Source organism: Marinobacter sp. RI1 (assembly GCF_041155085.1).
GTDB lineage: Bacteria > Pseudomonadota > Gammaproteobacteria > Pseudomonadales > Oleiphilaceae > Marinobacter > Marinobacter nauticus.
The window spans coordinates 157,801-172,962 of record NZ_AP031605.1 but is presented as its reverse complement, the minus strand read 5'-3'; the positions used below and the strand labels follow the sequence as shown (position 1 = coordinate 172,962).

Sequence of the window (15,162 nt, the reverse complement as noted above, 5' to 3'; positions counted from 1 at the left end):
TGATCATTGCCAAACCTCAGGGGTTCCCATGGAAATACGCTGGCTGGAAGACTTTCTGGCGCTTGCCCGCACGCGCCACTTCTCACGGGCTGCCGAACAGCAGCACGTGAGCCAGCCTACGTTCAGCCGGCGCATCAAGCTGCTGGAGGAATCCATGGGCACCACCCTGATCAATCGCCAGACTCTGCCATTGTCCCTGACCCCGGCCGGAGAAGTGTTTCAGGAACTGTGTGAACGCATCACCCGGGAGGTCCGGGACACCCGGGACCGGATAGCCGCTCTGGATGCGGAAGCGTCTGCCCGCATCAGCGTTGGTTCTACTCAGGGGCTGTTTTCACATTTCTATCAGGGTTGGGCGACGGAGATGGGCATTGCCGAGCGCCTTCAGCTGAACCTGACCGCCACCAACTGGGTGGGGGAGCAGTTTCTGGATGCCCTGGAAAGCGGCGAATGTGACCTGGTGTTGTGTTACTGGCACCCGGATTTGCCCTGGGGAGATCGCCTGGCCAGTGACAAGTTTCAGTGGCAGACGATTGGCAGGGAAGCACTGGTGCCGGTCAGTATCGCCAATGAGCAGGGCGAGCCCCGTTACCGGTTGCCAGGCACTGATGAACAGCCTGTGCCCCTGATTGCCTACCACAGCCGTGGGTTTTTGCAGTCGGCTATCGACGGGCATCTGCAACGCGGCAAGCTGCCGGCGAATCTTTTGCCACTGAACGAGAATACCCAGTCCGCGAGCATCAAGGCCCTGGTCAAACAGGGCTTCGGCATGGGCTGGCTGCCCAAGCGGATGACGGAAAAAAGCGAACAGTTTGGGCGCCTGGTACGGGCTGGCGATGAGCGCTGGGACGTGCCGCTGGAAATACGTTTGATCCGCCTGAGTGACGCCCGCTCAGACGACATACTGAATCTCTGGAAACAACTGGAAACCTGATATGCCAAATCAAGATATCCTCGACCTGCAGCCTGCCCACATCCGTGAGCTGCAGAACCGGTACGAACGGGCCATGGCTGACCACGGTTATGACAGCCTGCTGATTGCCTCGGGCGCGGCGCCCTACCGGTATCGGGATGATCAGGCCTATGTATTCCAGGGCTTCGGCCCGTTTCTGCACTGGACCGGGCTGGCTGGCCAGGAGCACAGCTGGCTGTTGGTTCGGCCCGGCCAGAAACCGGTGCTCTGGCTATACCAGCCGGTGGACTTCTGGCACGCCAACCCGGTGATGGCTGAAGAGCCTTGGCTGGAGGTTGTAGACGTTCGCAGCCGGCAGCAGGCTGGCGCCCCGGAGCTAGATAGCCCGGGGAGGCTGGCGATAATCGGTGATCCGCTGGTGCTGGAAGGCGTGCCGGGAGATCATAACCCGGCGGCACTGGTGGCAGCCGTGGAAGAAACCCGCGTGCACAAAACTCCGTACGAAATTGAATGCCTGGCACACGCTAACCGGATTGCCCTGGCCGGTCACAGGGCGGCCAGAGAGGCGTTTCTGGCCGGCGACAGCGAATTCGGTATCAGTCTCGCCTACCAGCAGGCCACCGGCCAGCGGGAAGTGGAGGCACCCTATCACAGCATCATCGGTTTGAACGAACATGCCGGCACACTGCACTACCAGTACTACGACCTGCAGCCACCCCGCCGGCCCCGCAGTCTGCTGATTGATGCCGGGGTGCGCTACCGTGGCTACTGTTCAGATATAACCCGCACCACCGCCGGGCCGGATGAGCCGAGATTCACCGCGCTGGTTCACGGGCTGGAGAAACTGCAGCTGCGGCTGTGCGAGATGGTTTCGCCCGGCGTGGACTACGTGGACATTCATCGCAAGGCTCACCTGGGCATTGCGGCCCTGCTATCAGCTTCGGGGCTGGTGTCCGGTTTAGCGGATGAAGCCATGGTGGAGCAGGGCATCACCCGGGCGTTCTTTCCCCATGGCATGGGGCATTTTCTGGGCATTCAGGTGCACGATGTCGCCGGCAAACCGACGCCGTCCCCGGAAGATGCGCCGTTCCTGCGCCTGACCCGCACCCTGGAGGCCGGCATGGTGGTCACCATCGAGCCGGGGCTCTATTTTATTCCATCGCTGCTGGACCCTTTGCTGAACGGGCCTGAAGCCCAGTATCTGAACCGGGCGCTGATTGATGAACTGAAGAGCTGTGGTGGAATCCGGATTGAAGATAATGTGGTGGTGACAGCGGCCGGGGCCCGGAACTTAACGCGAGAATGCGAATAGTCACTTTTTACTACAAAAACTGAGTGCAAAAGGGTTGCAATCCTGTTTGTTAATAACAATAATTATCACTAACTTTAGTGCTGTTAGTGAGAGCGCCCTATGTACGTTTGCCTGTGTTACGGGGTAACAGACAGAGAAATCCGCGAAGCCGCTGAAAGCGGTGTCAGTTCCATGCGCCAGCTCGGCAAGGAACTTGGCGTCGGTCGTCAGTGTGGTCGTTGCGCCTGCACTGCCCGGGAAATTCTGAAAGAGTCCCGGTCACCGGATTATATGGCGCTCGCCAACATGCTGGCGCAACCCGCCTGACCAGGCGGGCCTGTCCACATATTGCAATTGCACCTCTTTCACATCCGTGATTTTTTATTGCCGTTAAACCGACTATCCTTGTGAATTAACGCTTTCGCGACACAAGGAATCCGGTTATGAAAGGCGACAAAAAAGTCATCCAGCATCTGAACAAGGTCCTCGCCAACGAGCTGACGGCCATTAACCAGTACTTCCTGCATTCGAGAATGTACAAAGACTGGGGTATCACCAAGCTCGCGGCGAAAGAATACGAAGAATCCATCGATGAAATGAAACACGCCGATCAACTGATCGAGCGGATTCTCTTCCTTGAGGGCCTGCCAAATCTGCAGGATCTGAACAAATTGCTGATTGGCGAGAATGTTCAGGAAATGATCGAGTGCGATCTCAAGCTCGAGCACACCGCGCACACAGACCTGAAAGAAGCCATCATCTACTGCGAGCAGGTCCAGGATTTTACCAGCCGTGAACTGTTCCGGAGCATCCTCGACAGCGAGGAAGAACACATCGACTGGCTCGAAACCCAGCTGGAAATGATTTCCCAGATGGGCATCCAGAACTATATCCAGCTGCAGTCCGCGGCTGCTGAGTAAACTCCCCGGCTTTCCGGCCACCGGCGCACTCTGCGGGCCGGTGGCACGCTCTCTCCACTCTGTTCCCCCTGCCTTTTTCCGGGCGCTTCCCCGATTGCCTGTCGAAACAGGTAGAATAGTCGCGCAGATCGGCCAGATATGCTGGCCCAACGCGGTTAATAAACCACTCCGGAGACTGAAATGGACCTGTCCTGCTTCAAAGCCTACGACCTGCGTGGCCGAGTACCTGACCAGCTAAACCCAATCCTGGCTGAGAAAATCGGCCGCGCCTACGTTGAAATCACCGGCGCCAAAAAAGTCATCGTCGGTTACGACATCCGGCTGTCCAGCCCCGAAATAGCAGAAGCGTTGAGCTCCGGCCTGATGGCGGCCGGCGCCGATGTGTTTGATATTGGCCTGTGCGGCACCGAACAGGTGTACTTTGCCACCAGTCACTACCAGATGGACGGCGGTATCATGGTGACGGCCAGCCACAACCCCAAAGACCACAACGGCATGAAAATGGTGGGCCCGGAATCCCGGCCGATCAGTTCGGACAACGGCCTGAACGACATCCGGGACCGGGTGCTGGAGCCGTTCTTTGACGCCGCAGAGCAGGGCAAATACGAAACCCTGGAAGTAATGAGCGCGTACGTTGACCATCTGCTGGGCTACATTGATGCAGGCTCACTGAAGCCCATGACCATCGTCTGTAATGCCGGCAACGGTGGTGCTGGCCTGGTGATCGACGAACTGGAACAGCATCTGCCGTTCGACTTCATCAAGGTTCATCACGAAGCCGATGGTCACTTCCCGAATGGTGTGCCCAACCCGATCCTGCCGGAAAACCGGTCCGCGACTGCCGATGCCGTGCTCCAGAATGGCGCCGCCATGGGCATTGCCTGGGACGGCGACTACGACCGCTGCTTCTTCTTCGACGAAACCGGCCGCTTTATCGAAGGCTACTACATCGTCGGTCTGCTGGCGGACCAGTTCCTGCGCAAGACCGGTGGCGGCAAAGTCATTCACGATCCCCGCCTGACCTGGAACACGCTGGATCTGGTTGAAGCTGCTGGCGGCGAAGCCATCGAAAGCAAGACTGGCCACGCCTTCATCAAACAGAGAATGCGCGACGAAGACGCCGTCTATGGGGGCGAAATGAGCGCCCACCACTACTTCCGCGACTTCGCCTACTGCGACAGCGGCATGATCCCCTGGCTGCTCGTGGCCGAGCGCCTGTGCCAGAGCGGCCAGACCCTGTCATCCCTGATCGACGCCCGCATCGAAGCCTACCCGGCCAGCGGTGAAATCAACCGCACCATCAGCGACCCCCCGAAAGTCATCGCCGCCATCGAAGCCAAATACGGCGTGGGTGCGAAATCCGTCAGCCATGTCGACGGCCTGAGCGTGGAATTCGACAACTGGCGCTTCAACCTGCGCATGTCCAACACCGAACCGGTGGTTCGCCTGAATGTTGAGGCCCGTGGCGATAAAGCGTTGATGGAAGCGAAAACTGAAGAACTGCTGGAAGAAATGAAAAGGCTGAACGTTTAAAAGGCTGGAAGTGTTAGAAGGCCCCTGAGGTTTGTGGGGCCAGGGTGGCGGTACCCCCTTCTGGAACTGTGCGGAGCCAGGGATGGCGGAGCTCAAGCGTCACAAGGATGTGCCGAAGGAGCGTGTTTCAGAAGGGGGTACCGCCATCCTGGTCTTGCACCAGCGCCTAGAGCCAGTCATTCAGCATAATGCCAAACCCGACCCGCTCAATTCGCTCGTTATAGTCAATCAGGCTCTCCCCATACCCGTTGTAATACTGGAAGAACCCCTTCAACGTATCCCCCATGGGAAAACTGTACCCGAACTCCACCGACGTCCGGTTATCCGACCTCAGATTGTTCAACAGCTTCAAAGAAAACGTCCGATCTTCCGTCAGCTTGTAAACCGCGTGATAACTGGCGTGACCCAGATAGCTCTCTATGTCTTCGTTGTCGTCGCTGCTGCTGTTTTCCGGCAAGCGATACCAGGGCTGAACCATAAACAGCCAGCGATCCACACTATAGGCAACGGAGCCCATAATCCGGTTCCAGCTCCGGGACCGTGGGTCAGACTGTCCGTTTGACTGGTGATTAAAGCCCACCGACACCGCACTGAGCGTGCCGGGACCGAGATCCCAGTTCAGGGCGTGCCGGAAAAACAGCTCCGGCTCATAGTTGGTCTCCCGGAAAGGCGCCGATTCATCCTGGTTGTAGACCTGCCAGAAGGATTTCTGGGTGTAGCCAAACCAGAAGGTTGTGCGGTCGTCGAAAATGCCCGTCAGCAACGGAACCTTGAAGCTGATCTGGTACTTGGCTTCCTCGTTTTCCAGGTTGTAGTCATAATCGATAGCTCCCAGTCGCGGGCTTGAGGGCAAGGCATTGGGGTCGTCCACCCAAGTGATCGGCAGAATGTAATTGGGCTGATGAGTCACGAAACTGCCGGTAAACGAGAAGATCGCCCGCTCGGCAGAAAGATAGTTGTCCACCAGCGCGGCCATCACCCCGTCATCAGGATCGTCTTCCAGCGCATTGCCCACGATCTTCTCCCGGGTTTTCTTGTCGGCCACCAGTTCCTCTGCGTCCGCCTCGGCTTCTTCCAGCTGTTCCTCGCTGGCCTGGTCACGCTCGGCCTGAGGGTTGTACTTGGCGTCATAGCAGGCCAGCCGTTGCACACCTTCCTTGATCAGCGCGCAGTTAACATCGGGTTCCTCTGGCCGATCCTGGGCAACAACCAGATTGGCCGTGCCCAACAGAATCAGGGGTAGCAGCTTGAGGCTGGGGGTCATGGGAGCTCCTTATTGGGCGATACTCAGGCTTATCCAGGTATTGGCAATGCCGTAAATCCAGACCCCAAGCAGGGTGAGGGTCAGCAGGGCGAAGATCGCGCGATGGCGGGGGCGGCGCTGGTCGTTCGCCGAGGCGACCCAGCGTAGATACATCAACCCGATAAAACTCAGAAAAACGCCCAGGCTGGCAAGCGCCGGAATCAGCAGCCAGCCGGCAGAAAGCGGGGTGCCATCGCTTGACTGGTTGCTGAACCAGGCCATCGAGATCAGCAGTACCGCCAGGCTGGAAAACTCCAGGATCAGTAAGGTTTTTCGGCGCTTGTCCGGGGTCGTCTGTTGCTGTTGGTTCATACGGCGACTCTGGGTTTGAGTGAATGAACGCTATGGTAACCGGAATCCATGGCAAAGGAGCTACAACCTACGAAACTGTCATTAAAATGGTTGAAATCAAATTCTGATTTTGCTCTCTGGTTTTTTTGCGGGGGCTCAATCGCTATAATGCGGCGACCGAAAGATTATAACGCTCAAATGCGAGGTGCATTGTGAAGATGAAGAGAGTCCTGGCTGTTGTTCTGCTTGGTTTTGGCCTGGCCGCCGGCGCCGCAGTGGCAAGTGTTGAAGACGAAATCCGCGAGCGCATCAAGCCGGTGGGTGAAGTGTGTCTGCAGGGTGAAGAGTGTGGCGAGGCTGCTGCACCTGCTGAGACAGCCAGCTCCGGCCCGCGTTCTGGCAGTGAAGTCTACGACGCCGTGTGCATGGCGTGTCATACCACCGGCGCAGCCGGCGCTCCGGTCATTGGCGATGCCGCTGCCTGGGCTCCGCGCATTGAGAAGGGTATCGATACCCTGATTGATCACGCCATCAATGGCTTCAATGCCATGCCGGCCAAAGGTGGCTGTGCCAACTGCCCGGATGAGGAAATCACCGCTGCCGTTGAGCATATGGTTGAGCAGAGCAAGTAAGCAATCTGTAACGACCTGACAAACCCCGCCCCGAGCGGGGTTTGTTGTTTCTACAGGCCCAGATCGCCAATCAGGGCGCTGAGAGTCGCCTTGCCCTTTTTCTGGTTCGCTTCTTTGTCCTGGTCGCCCAGTCCTTCCCATTTCACATCCTCTTCCGGCAACTCATCCAGAAAGCGGCTGGGAATGGTCTCCAGTTTTTCCCCGTATTGTTTTCGGGAAGCCGCGTAAGTCAGCGCCAGGGTTTCCCTGGCCCGGGTAATGCCCACGTACATCAGGCGGCGCTCTTCTTCAATGTTGCCTTCCTCGATGCTGCTGCGGTGCGGCAGAATCTCTTCCTCCAGGCCCATAATGAACACATGGGGAAACTCCAGCCCCTTGGAAGCGTGCAGAGTCAGCAACTGAACCTTGTCGCTGTCGTCTTCCTCTTCCCGCTGCTCCATCATGTCCCGCAGTACCAGCTTGGCGATGGCGTCCTCAATGCCGATTTCGTCGGCGGTGCCCTTGCCGTCGTCCAGCATGCGCTGGATCGACTCCACCAGGTACCAGATGTTCTCCATCCGGCGTTCGGCCTGTTTCGGGCTACCGGAATGCTGGTGCAGCCACTCTTCGTACTCGATGTCTGTGAATAACTGTTTGATGACCGGGATCGGGTCTTCCGAGAACAGGCGTTCGCAGATTTTGTCGACCCAGTGGGCGAACCGTCTCAGTCGGTCCAGACCTTTCTCGGTGACGTGGGTTTCCGCCCCCATATCCCCCAGGGCCTTGAACAGACTGACATTGCGTGACCGGGCATAGTGACTTAACTGTTCCAGGGTGCGCGGGCCAATCTCCCGGCGCGGCACGTTCACCACCCGCAGGAAGGCCGCATCGTCGTCCGGGTTGATCATCAGCCGCAGGTACGACATCGCATCCTTGATCTCGTTCTTGGAGAAAAACGACTGACCGCCAGAGATTCGGTAGGGTATCTGGTAGGCCTGCAGTTTCATTTCCAGCAGCCGTGCCTGATGGTTGCCTCGGTAAAGGACTGCGAAATCCCTGAAGTCGAGGCCGTTTTTCAGCTTCTGATCGAGGATCTCGGTGGCCACCCGCTCGGTTTCGGCATCTTCGTTGCGGCAGCGGATGATGCGGATTTCCTCGCCAATGGTGTGGTCACTCCACAGCGCCTTCTCGAACACGTGGGGGTTGTTGGCGATCACCGTGTTGGCGCAGCGCAGGATCCGGCTGGTGGAGCGGTAGTTCTGCTCCAGTTTGACGATCTTCAGGCTCGGGAAGTCATCTTTCAACTGGGCCAGGTTCTCCGGCCGGGCGCCGCGCCAGGCGTAGATGGACTGGTCGTCATCGCCCACCACGGTAAACGCCGCCCGCTCGGCCACCAGCTGTTTTACGAGCTCGTACTGGCACACGTTGGTGTCCTGGTACTCATCCACCAGCATGTAGCGGATTTTCCGGCGCCACTTGGCAAGCACTTCCGGGTTGTCCCGGAACAGCTGCACCGGCAGCAGAATCAGGTCGTCGAAATCCACCGCGTTGTAGGCTTTCAGGTATTCGTTGTAGTGTTTGTAAACGATGGCAATGCGCTGCTCACGCTCGTCTGCCGCTTTGCTGTAGGCCTCCGCAGGGCTGCGCATGGCGTTTTTCCAGGACGAGATGGTCATCTGCACATCGTTCAGCTCGTCGCCGGCCTCGGCGCTGGCTTCGCGCATCATCAGATCCTGCAGCAGCGCCTTGGCATCTTCGGCGTCGAAAATGGAGAAGCCTGGGTGGTAGCCCAGGTGGGTGTGCTCCTCCCGGATCATGTTCAGGCCAAGATTGTGAAATGTTGATACGATCAGGCCCCGGGTTTTGCCCCGGTCGACAATGCGGCCCACACGCTCTTTCATCTCCCGGGCGGCTTTGTTGGTAAAGGTGACGGCGGCAATGTGTCGCCCCGGGATGCCCAGTTCCTCAATCAGATAGGCAATCTTGCGGGTAATCACGCTGGTTTTGCCGCTGCCGGCACCGGCCAGCACCAGCAGGGGGCCGTCGGCGTAGCGTACCGCTTCATGTTGTCTGGGATTGAGCTTGTTCACAGTGTTGGTGCCAAAGGGGAACGGGGCATGGGTTTTTAGCGTCTGGCTATTCTACACCAGGCCGGCATGCTGTACCTTGCCGATCTATCAGCTATTCTTTATGTAATGGACTACGCTGTTCTGTACCGATATATGGATCTCGCCAGATGACACTGCCCACCGACACCAGGCCTGATTGTTTGCGCCTTCTGGTGCTGACACCGGAATACGCCGACTATCTCTGGTTCAGCGCCATGCTCGCGGATGATTCCGAAATCTGCAGTGACGCCACCTGGTGCCCGGATCTGGTGGACTGTGATGATCTTATTTCCAACGCCAGCTTCGATGTGATCGTGTGGGACTGCGTGTTCCATGGCGGCTCGGAAGCGTCGTTTCTGCAATATCTGTCGGTATCCAGTGAGGACAAACCCATTCTGGCCATGAGCGCCGAATCCTGCGGAGAAAAAGCCCGGTACCTGGTTGAAAATGGTGCATCGGACTATCTGAGCCGCCGTGAGTTAGATCCCTGGAATTTCCGGCGCTCCATTAAATGCCTGTGGTACCGCTCCCAGCTCACGCAGTCGGCAAATGGCCAGCTTGGCCGTGAAGTGGCCACCGGCTTCATCAACCGGGACCTGTTCTTCGATCGGTTGCAGCAGGCGGTGCTGAGGGCTGAGCGGGCGAATCATCGCCTGGCTCTGTTGCACCTGAATATCGATGATTTCCGTAATATCAACGAATCCTTTGGTTACCAGAAGAGTGATCAGCTCATGCTTCGGCTGGCAGAGCGGCTCCGGCAGACGTTGCGACGGGTGGACTCGTTGATGCGCATCGGTGGTGACGAACTGGCCATCATCGTCGAGAAAGTGGAAGACTCGCTGGATATCACCCAGATCATTCGCAAGGTGGTCTCGGCGCTGGATGAGCCGGTGATGGTGGATGGCCAGAATGTGGTGGTCAGCGCCAGCCTGGGCGTGGCCACCTATCCGGAGGCCGGTGACAGCCCGGAAGAACTGCTCCGGCGGGCTAACCGTGCGATGTTCGAAGCCAAACGCGATCCGGGTACCAGTTACCGGTTTTACGACCGGCAGCTGCACATTTCCGCAGGCTATCAGCTCCGGCTCGAAGCTGATCTTCGTAATGCCCTGCGGGGCAAGGAGCTGGAACTGTATTATCAGCCACGGATTGACCTCGCGACTGAGGAGGTACGCGGGGTCGAGTGCCTGTTACGCTGGAATCACCCGGAGCGCGGCCTGGTGGGCCCCGATGAGTTTATCCCGGTGGCCGAGCGCAGTGGCCTGATTGTGCCCATCGGCTACTGGGTTATCGAGCAGGCCTGCAAGCGTTTGCAGGAATCCACCGAGCTGGGCTTTCCCGGACTGGTGTTCGCGGTCAACCTGTCGTTCCGGCAGTTCCACGATCGCAAGATGACCGAAACCATCTTTCGTATCATCTTCAATGCCAACGTCGATACCAGCCTGCTGGAACTGGAGCTGACCGAAAGCGCCATGATGCACGACCCGGAATACGCCCAGCGCTGCCTGCGGGAGCTCAATCAGTTGGGCATCAGTTTTGCGCTGGACGATTTCGGTACCGGCTTTTCCTCCCTGAGCAATCTTCAGCACCTGCCGATCTCGCTGGTGAAGATCGACAAGTCCTTCGTCCAGGAACTGGGCCAGTCTGCCGATGCCGAGCATATTATCCGTGCCATTATCAGTCTGGCTCACAGCCTGCAGATCAGCGTGGTGGCCGAAGGGGTGGAAACCGAAGGCCAGCTGGAATTCCTGCGCCAGCAACACTGCGACGAAATCCAGGGCTACTATTACGCCCGCCCGATGCCCTGGAACGATCTGGTGCAATTCATGAACCGCCAGAACCAGTCCGCTTGCCTGCAGAAGTAAGCCGCTGTACCTTTGCGCATTAATTCCGAATGCGATACCAGATCGAGGCAGCATGAACAGTATTTCCCGGCGCATTGCCGAAGAGCTCGGCGTACGTGAACAGCAGGTTAATGCCACCGTTACCCTTCTTGATGAAGGCGCTACCGTTCCCTTTATTGCACGCTACCGAAAAGAAGTAACGGGTTCCCTGGACGACAGCCAGCTGCGGACTCTGGAAGAGCGGTTGCGCTATCTGCGTGAGCTGGAAGACCGCCGGGGCACCATCCTCAACAGCATTGAGGAACAGGGCAAGCTGACCGACGAGCTGCGGGCCTCCATCGAAGCTGCCGACACCAAGAACCGCCTGGAAGACCTTTACCTGCCCTACAAACCCAAGCGCCGCACCAAGGCGCAGATTGCCCGGGAAGCAGGCCTGGAGCCGCTGGCCGATACCCTCTACGACGATCCCACCCAGGATCCGGAAACCGTCGCTGCCGGTTACCTCAATCCGGAAGCCGGCGTTGAGGATGTCAAAGCCGCTCTGGACGGTGCCCGCTACATTCTGATGGAGCGTTTTGCCGAAGATGCCGAGCTGCTTGGCGCCCTGCGCGATTTCGTCTGGCAGGAAGGCCAGCTGAAAGTCACTGTGGTGGAAGGCAAGGAAAACGAAGGCGCCAAGTTCCGGGATTACTTCGACCACGTTGAACCGCTGAGAAAAGTTCCGTCGCACCGGGCGCTGGCCATTCTTCGGGGCCGCAATGAGGGCATTCTGGCCTATTCGATTGTTATGGGCGATGCTGAGGAGGATCGCCGTCAGCCCCATCCCGCCGAGCAGCGAATTGCCGCCCACTGGCGCATTCGGGATAACGGCCGGGCCGCCGACAAATGGTTGTCGGATGCGGTGCGCTGGACCTGGCGCGTGAAGTTGTCGACACAGATTGAAACCGATCTGATCGCCCAGGTGCGTGAAGCGGCTGAAACCGAAGCCATCAACGTTTTTGCTGCCAACCTGAAAGATCTGCTCCTGCTCGCTCCGGCAGGTCCGCGGCCAACGCTGGGGCTCGATCCCGGCCTGCGTACCGGGGTCAAGGTGGCGGTAATCGACGGCACCGGCCAGGTAGTGGATCACGGCGCCATTTTTCCCCATGCGCCCCAGAACAAATGGGAGCAGTCCATTGCCCAGATGGCAGCCTGGTGTCAGAAGTACAAAATTGAACTGGTGGCTATCGGCAACGGTACCGCCTCCCGGGAAACCGAGAAACTGGTGGGCGACCTCTGCAAACGTTACCCCGAACTGAAGCTGGCCCGCATTGTGGTGAATGAGTCCGGGGCATCAATCTATTCCGCCTCGGAATTTGCCTCCCGGGAACTGCCGGATCTGGATGTCACCATCCGTGGTGCGGTGTCCATTGCCCGCCGTTTGCAGGATCCGCTGGCCGAGCTGGTGAAAATCGAGCCCAAGTCTATCGGCGTGGGGCAGTACCAGCACGATGTGTCCCAGGTACAGCTGTCCCGTAGCCTGGATGCGGTCGTTGAGGACTGTGTAAACGGCGTGGGCGTGGATCTGAATACCGCGTCGGTACCGCTGCTCACCCGGGTGTCTGGCCTGAATCCGAGCATTGCCCAGAACATCGTGGATTTCCGGAACCAGAACGGCAAGTTCACCAGTCGCAAACAGCTGCTGAAGGTGTCTCGATTGGGTGATCGCACCTTTGAACAGGCTGCGGGCTTCCTGCGTATCGCCGGGGGCGAAAACCCTCTGGACCGGTCATCCGTGCATCCGGAAGCCTACGGTGTGGTTGAGGCCATTGCTGAGCGAAATGGCAAGAGGGTGGAGGATATCCTTGGCGATTCCGCGTTCCTGCGCAGTCTTAACCCACAGGACTACGTAACCGAGCAGTTCGGCCTGCCGACCATCAAGGACATTATCTCCGAGCTGGAAAAACCGGGCCGGGACCCGCGACCGGAATTCCGCTTTGCCCATTTCGAGGAAGGGGTGGAAACCCTCAACGACCTCAAACCCGGTATGGTGCTGGAGGGCTCGGTAACCAACGTCACCAACTTCGGTGCCTTTGTGGATATCGGCGTTCACCAGGATGGCCTGGTGCACATCTCGGCCTTGTCCCATACTTTCGTGAAAGATCCGAGAGAAGTGGTCAAGGCCGGTGACATCGTCAAGGTCAAAGTGATGGAAGTGGACATTCCCCGTAAGCGGATTGGCCTGTCCATGCGTATGGATGACCAGCCGGGGGCGGACAACAAGCCAGCCCGGGGCGCAGACCGGAACTCTGGCCGCAGTGCAGGGCGCAAACCTCAGGCCGGCCAGGGCGCACCTCAAGGTGCCATGGCTGGCGCTCTGGCCCAGGCTATGGCCTCTGCCCGTAAGAACGGCCGTTAACCCCTTCCACTGATTCACAGCCGTTACGTCTCACAAGGGCGTAACGGCTGCAACAGGAGCTCAACATGGCACAATCCCGCCACTCCCTGTTCCAACAGTTTGCCGCCAGTGACTGGGACGGTTTCCTCAAAGGGGTCGAAAAGGAAGGCCTGCGCGTCGATGCCAATGGCTTCATTGCCCAGACACCACATCCGGAAGCCCTGGGCTCCGCACTGACCCACCCCCGTATCACGACCGACTACTCGGAAGCCCTGCTGGAACTGATCACGCCGGTCTTCGACAATACTGAAGCTATGCTGGCCTCGTTGCGGGATATACATCGGTTCGTCCAGCAGAACCTGGATAACGAAGTGTTCTGGGCCGCGAGCATGCCCTGCGAGATTGACGGCGATGCCAGCATTCCCATTGCCGAGTACGGCAGCTCCAACACTGGCCGGCTCAAGCATGTGTATCGTCAGGGTCTGGCGGTGCGTTATGGCCGGATTATGCAGAGTATTGCCGGCGCCCATTACAATCTTTCCCTGCCGGACAGTTTCTGGCGCAAATGGCAGGAACTGGTGGGCAACAAGGATAGCCTCAGGGATTTCAAATCAGACCAGTACTTCTGGCTGATCCGGAATTTCCGCCGCCGCAGCTGGTTGCTGATGCTGCTGTTTGGCGCCTCGCCGGCACTGGATGCCAGTTTTGTGGCCGGCGTCCGGCACGACCTGGCACGGTTCGATGATCGCACCTGGTTTGGCCAGCACGCCACGTCTTTGCGCATGGGGGATCTGGGTTACCACAACAATGCCCAGGCCTCGCTGAATATCTGCTTCAATGAGCTGAGCACTTATACCCGGACACTGGATCGCGCCATCCACACCAACTGGCCAGCGTATGAAGCCATTGGCACCCGGCGCAATGGCGAGTTTGTCCAGATCAATACCAATGTGCTTCAGATTGAGAACGAGTACTACAGCGCGGTACGTCCCAAGCGCACCACCGAGCGGGGTGAAAAGCCGATCCAGGCTCTGGATGCCCGGGGTGTGGAATACATTGAGGTGCGTTGTCTGGACCTGGATCCGTTCTCGCCGGTGGGCGTGAACCGCGAGCAGATCGATTTCCTCGACCTGTTCCTGCTGGATTGCCTGCTCACCGATTCTCCCCGTATTGAAGACGATGAGTGCGAACGGCTTGATGACAATTACAAGGACGTCGTCGCCAGCGGTCGCCTGCATTCACTCAGTCTGTGCCGGGGTGGACAGCGTGTGCCTGTGGGCGAGGCCGCCGTTGAATGGCTGGAGCGCTTGCAGCCCCTGGCAGAGCTGCTGGATGGCTGGAATCATAGCGATACCTACAGGTCGGCGCTGGCGGCTCAACGGTCGAAACTCGAGGGCAATGATTGGGCGGTGCCTTCCGCTCGAGTGCTTGAGGCCATGGGGCAGTCAGGCCTGGGCCATCGCGACTGGGTACAGGCGATATCCCGTGAACACCAGCAAACCCTGAATTCGGAGCCACTGGCACCGGAGGTGCTGGCGGACTTCCGTGCCATGAGTGCGCAGTCCCTGGTCGAGCAGAAAGAGCAGGAAGCTGCGGACAGCCAGTCATTTCCGGAGTTTCTGGAAGCCTACCTGAAATCCTGACGCCGCTTGCGTCACGTCCGGAAAGGGACGTGACGCACAGAACCGGTTGTCCGGTTTGCTGGATCTGTTACCTGCTGTTACTTTCTATTACATCAGGTAAGGAGGTGGCCCATGGCAACGGATATCAAGCTCGGCTGGGATGTAGAAGCATTGAACAAGGCCTACCGGCAGGGATACATGGCTGGCGAGATGGGCATGGACAAAACCCGCTGCCCTTACCGCGGTGAGGTCATTATTGCCGCCTGGGAAGCCGGTTGGGACGATGCCGGTCAGGTCCGGAAACAGCGCCCGCAACAGGATGACGATCTGTTCTCACGCATCGCCTGATCCC

At 58.5% G+C, this 15,162-nt stretch carries 13 protein-coding genes; 10 read left to right on the top strand and 3 right to left on the bottom strand.

Features of this window, described 5'->3' with window-relative positions; all coding sequences use genetic code 11:
* Window positions 1-28: 28 nt before the first annotated feature.
* The 5 genes from ACAM27_RS00790 to ACAM27_RS00770 all read left to right on the top strand — a co-directional run bounded on the left by ACAM27_RS00790 (window position 29) and on the right by ACAM27_RS00770 (window position 4,657).
* Complete coding sequence (locus ACAM27_RS00790) at window positions 29-934, top strand: LysR family transcriptional regulator (protein WP_014420322.1); 906 nt, start codon at window positions 29-31, stop codon at window positions 932-934.
* A 1-nt stretch (window position 935) separates the two neighbouring features.
* On the top strand, window positions 936-2,225 hold the full coding sequence (gene pepQ, locus ACAM27_RS00785; RefSeq protein WP_222197670.1) for a Xaa-Pro dipeptidase: 1,290 nt from the start codon (window positions 936-938) through the stop codon (window positions 2,223-2,225).
* Between the two features lie 99 nt (window positions 2,226-2,324).
* Window positions 2,325-2,531, top strand: coding sequence for a bacterioferritin-associated ferredoxin (locus tag ACAM27_RS00780; RefSeq protein WP_011784001.1), 207 nt, complete (start codon window positions 2,325-2,327; stop codon window positions 2,529-2,531).
* A gap of 116 nt (window positions 2,532-2,647) precedes the next feature.
* Complete coding sequence (gene bfr / locus ACAM27_RS00775; RefSeq protein ID WP_014420324.1) at window positions 2,648-3,124, top strand: bacterioferritin; 477 nt, start codon at window positions 2,648-2,650, stop codon at window positions 3,122-3,124.
* Window positions 3,125-3,304: 180 nt separating this feature from the next.
* Window positions 3,305-4,657, top strand: coding sequence for a phosphomannomutase (locus ACAM27_RS00770; RefSeq protein WP_369612413.1), 1,353 nt, complete (start codon window positions 3,305-3,307; stop codon window positions 4,655-4,657).
* A 166-nt stretch (window positions 4,658-4,823) separates the two neighbouring features.
* On the opposite strand, the gene ACAM27_RS00765 is transcribed toward ACAM27_RS00770, so the two are convergent.
* Together ACAM27_RS00765 and ACAM27_RS00760 are read right to left on the bottom strand one after the other, a co-directional pair.
* Window positions 4,824-5,921 carry a phospholipase A gene (locus ACAM27_RS00765; protein ID WP_014420326.1) on the bottom strand — a complete coding sequence of 366 codons (1,098 nt, stop codon included), beginning with the start codon at window positions 5,919-5,921 and terminating at the stop codon, window positions 4,824-4,826.
* 9 nt (window positions 5,922-5,930) lie between these two features.
* Window positions 5,931-6,272: a hypothetical protein gene (locus ACAM27_RS00760; protein WP_222197668.1), complete on the bottom strand. Its 342-nt coding sequence runs from the start codon at window positions 6,270-6,272 to the stop codon at window positions 5,931-5,933.
* Between the two features lie 197 nt (window positions 6,273-6,469).
* Here ACAM27_RS00760 and ACAM27_RS00755 point away from each other — a divergent pair, with 197 nt between their 5' ends.
* Entirely contained in the window at window positions 6,470-6,883 is a 414-nt protein-coding gene (locus tag ACAM27_RS00755; RefSeq protein ID WP_041654495.1) for a cytochrome c5 family protein, read from the top strand.
* Window positions 6,884-6,933: 50 nt separating this feature from the next.
* Here the strand turns inward: ACAM27_RS00755 and rep are convergent, their stop codons facing one another.
* The gene (gene rep, locus ACAM27_RS00750) at window positions 6,934-8,952 is read right to left on the bottom strand and encodes a DNA helicase Rep (RefSeq protein WP_023008392.1); all 2,019 of its coding nucleotides are present in this window, start codon (window positions 8,950-8,952) and stop codon (window positions 6,934-6,936) included.
* A gap of 146 nt (window positions 8,953-9,098) precedes the next feature.
* Here rep and ACAM27_RS00745 point away from each other — a divergent pair, with 146 nt between their 5' ends.
* The 4 genes from ACAM27_RS00745 (at window position 9,099) to rmf (ending at window position 15,158) form a co-directional block, all read left to right on the top strand.
* Window positions 9,099-10,832, top strand: coding sequence for an EAL domain-containing protein (locus ACAM27_RS00745; RefSeq protein WP_113879515.1), 1,734 nt, complete (start codon window positions 9,099-9,101; stop codon window positions 10,830-10,832).
* Between the two features lie 52 nt (window positions 10,833-10,884).
* Window positions 10,885-13,209 (top strand): Tex family protein, encoded by a 2,325-nt coding sequence (locus ACAM27_RS00740; protein ID WP_222197667.1) that lies wholly within the window; start codon window positions 10,885-10,887, stop codon window positions 13,207-13,209.
* Window positions 13,210-13,274: 65 nt separating this feature from the next.
* Window positions 13,275-14,831 carry a glutamate--cysteine ligase gene (gene gshA / locus ACAM27_RS00735; RefSeq protein WP_222197666.1) on the top strand — a complete coding sequence of 519 codons (1,557 nt, stop codon included), beginning with the start codon at window positions 13,275-13,277 and terminating at the stop codon, window positions 14,829-14,831.
* Between the two features lie 111 nt (window positions 14,832-14,942).
* Window positions 14,943-15,158: a ribosome modulation factor gene (gene rmf, locus ACAM27_RS00730; RefSeq protein ID WP_222197665.1), complete on the top strand. Its 216-nt coding sequence runs from the start codon at window positions 14,943-14,945 to the stop codon at window positions 15,156-15,158.
* Window positions 15,159-15,162 lie beyond the last annotated feature (4 nt).

Coding starts and splice junctions, on each gene's coding strand:
- ACAM27_RS00745 (WP_113879515.1), top strand. CDS start 9,099: ATGACACTGCCCACCGACACCAGGCCTGATTGTTTGCGCCTTCTGGTG.
- gshA (WP_222197666.1), top strand. CDS start 13,275: ATGGCACAATCCCGCCACTCCCTGTTCCAACAGTTTGCCGCCAGTGAC.
- ACAM27_RS00760 (WP_222197668.1), bottom strand. CDS start 6,272: ATGAACCAACAGCAACAGACGACCCCGGACAAGCGCCGAAAAACCTTA.
- ACAM27_RS00740 (WP_222197667.1), top strand. CDS start 10,885: ATGAACAGTATTTCCCGGCGCATTGCCGAAGAGCTCGGCGTACGTGAA.
- pepQ (WP_222197670.1), top strand. CDS start 936: ATGCCAAATCAAGATATCCTCGACCTGCAGCCTGCCCACATCCGTGAG.
- ACAM27_RS00790 (WP_014420322.1), top strand. CDS start 29: ATGGAAATACGCTGGCTGGAAGACTTTCTGGCGCTTGCCCGCACGCGC.
- ACAM27_RS00770 (WP_369612413.1), top strand. CDS start 3,305: ATGGACCTGTCCTGCTTCAAAGCCTACGACCTGCGTGGCCGAGTACCT.
- rmf (WP_222197665.1), top strand. CDS start 14,943: ATGGCAACGGATATCAAGCTCGGCTGGGATGTAGAAGCATTGAACAAG.
- ACAM27_RS00765 (WP_014420326.1), bottom strand. CDS start 5,921: ATGACCCCCAGCCTCAAGCTGCTACCCCTGATTCTGTTGGGCACGGCC.
- ACAM27_RS00780 (WP_011784001.1), top strand. CDS start 2,325: ATGTACGTTTGCCTGTGTTACGGGGTAACAGACAGAGAAATCCGCGAA.
- ACAM27_RS00755 (WP_041654495.1), top strand. CDS start 6,470: ATGAAGAGAGTCCTGGCTGTTGTTCTGCTTGGTTTTGGCCTGGCCGCC.
- bfr (WP_014420324.1), top strand. CDS start 2,648: ATGAAAGGCGACAAAAAAGTCATCCAGCATCTGAACAAGGTCCTCGCC.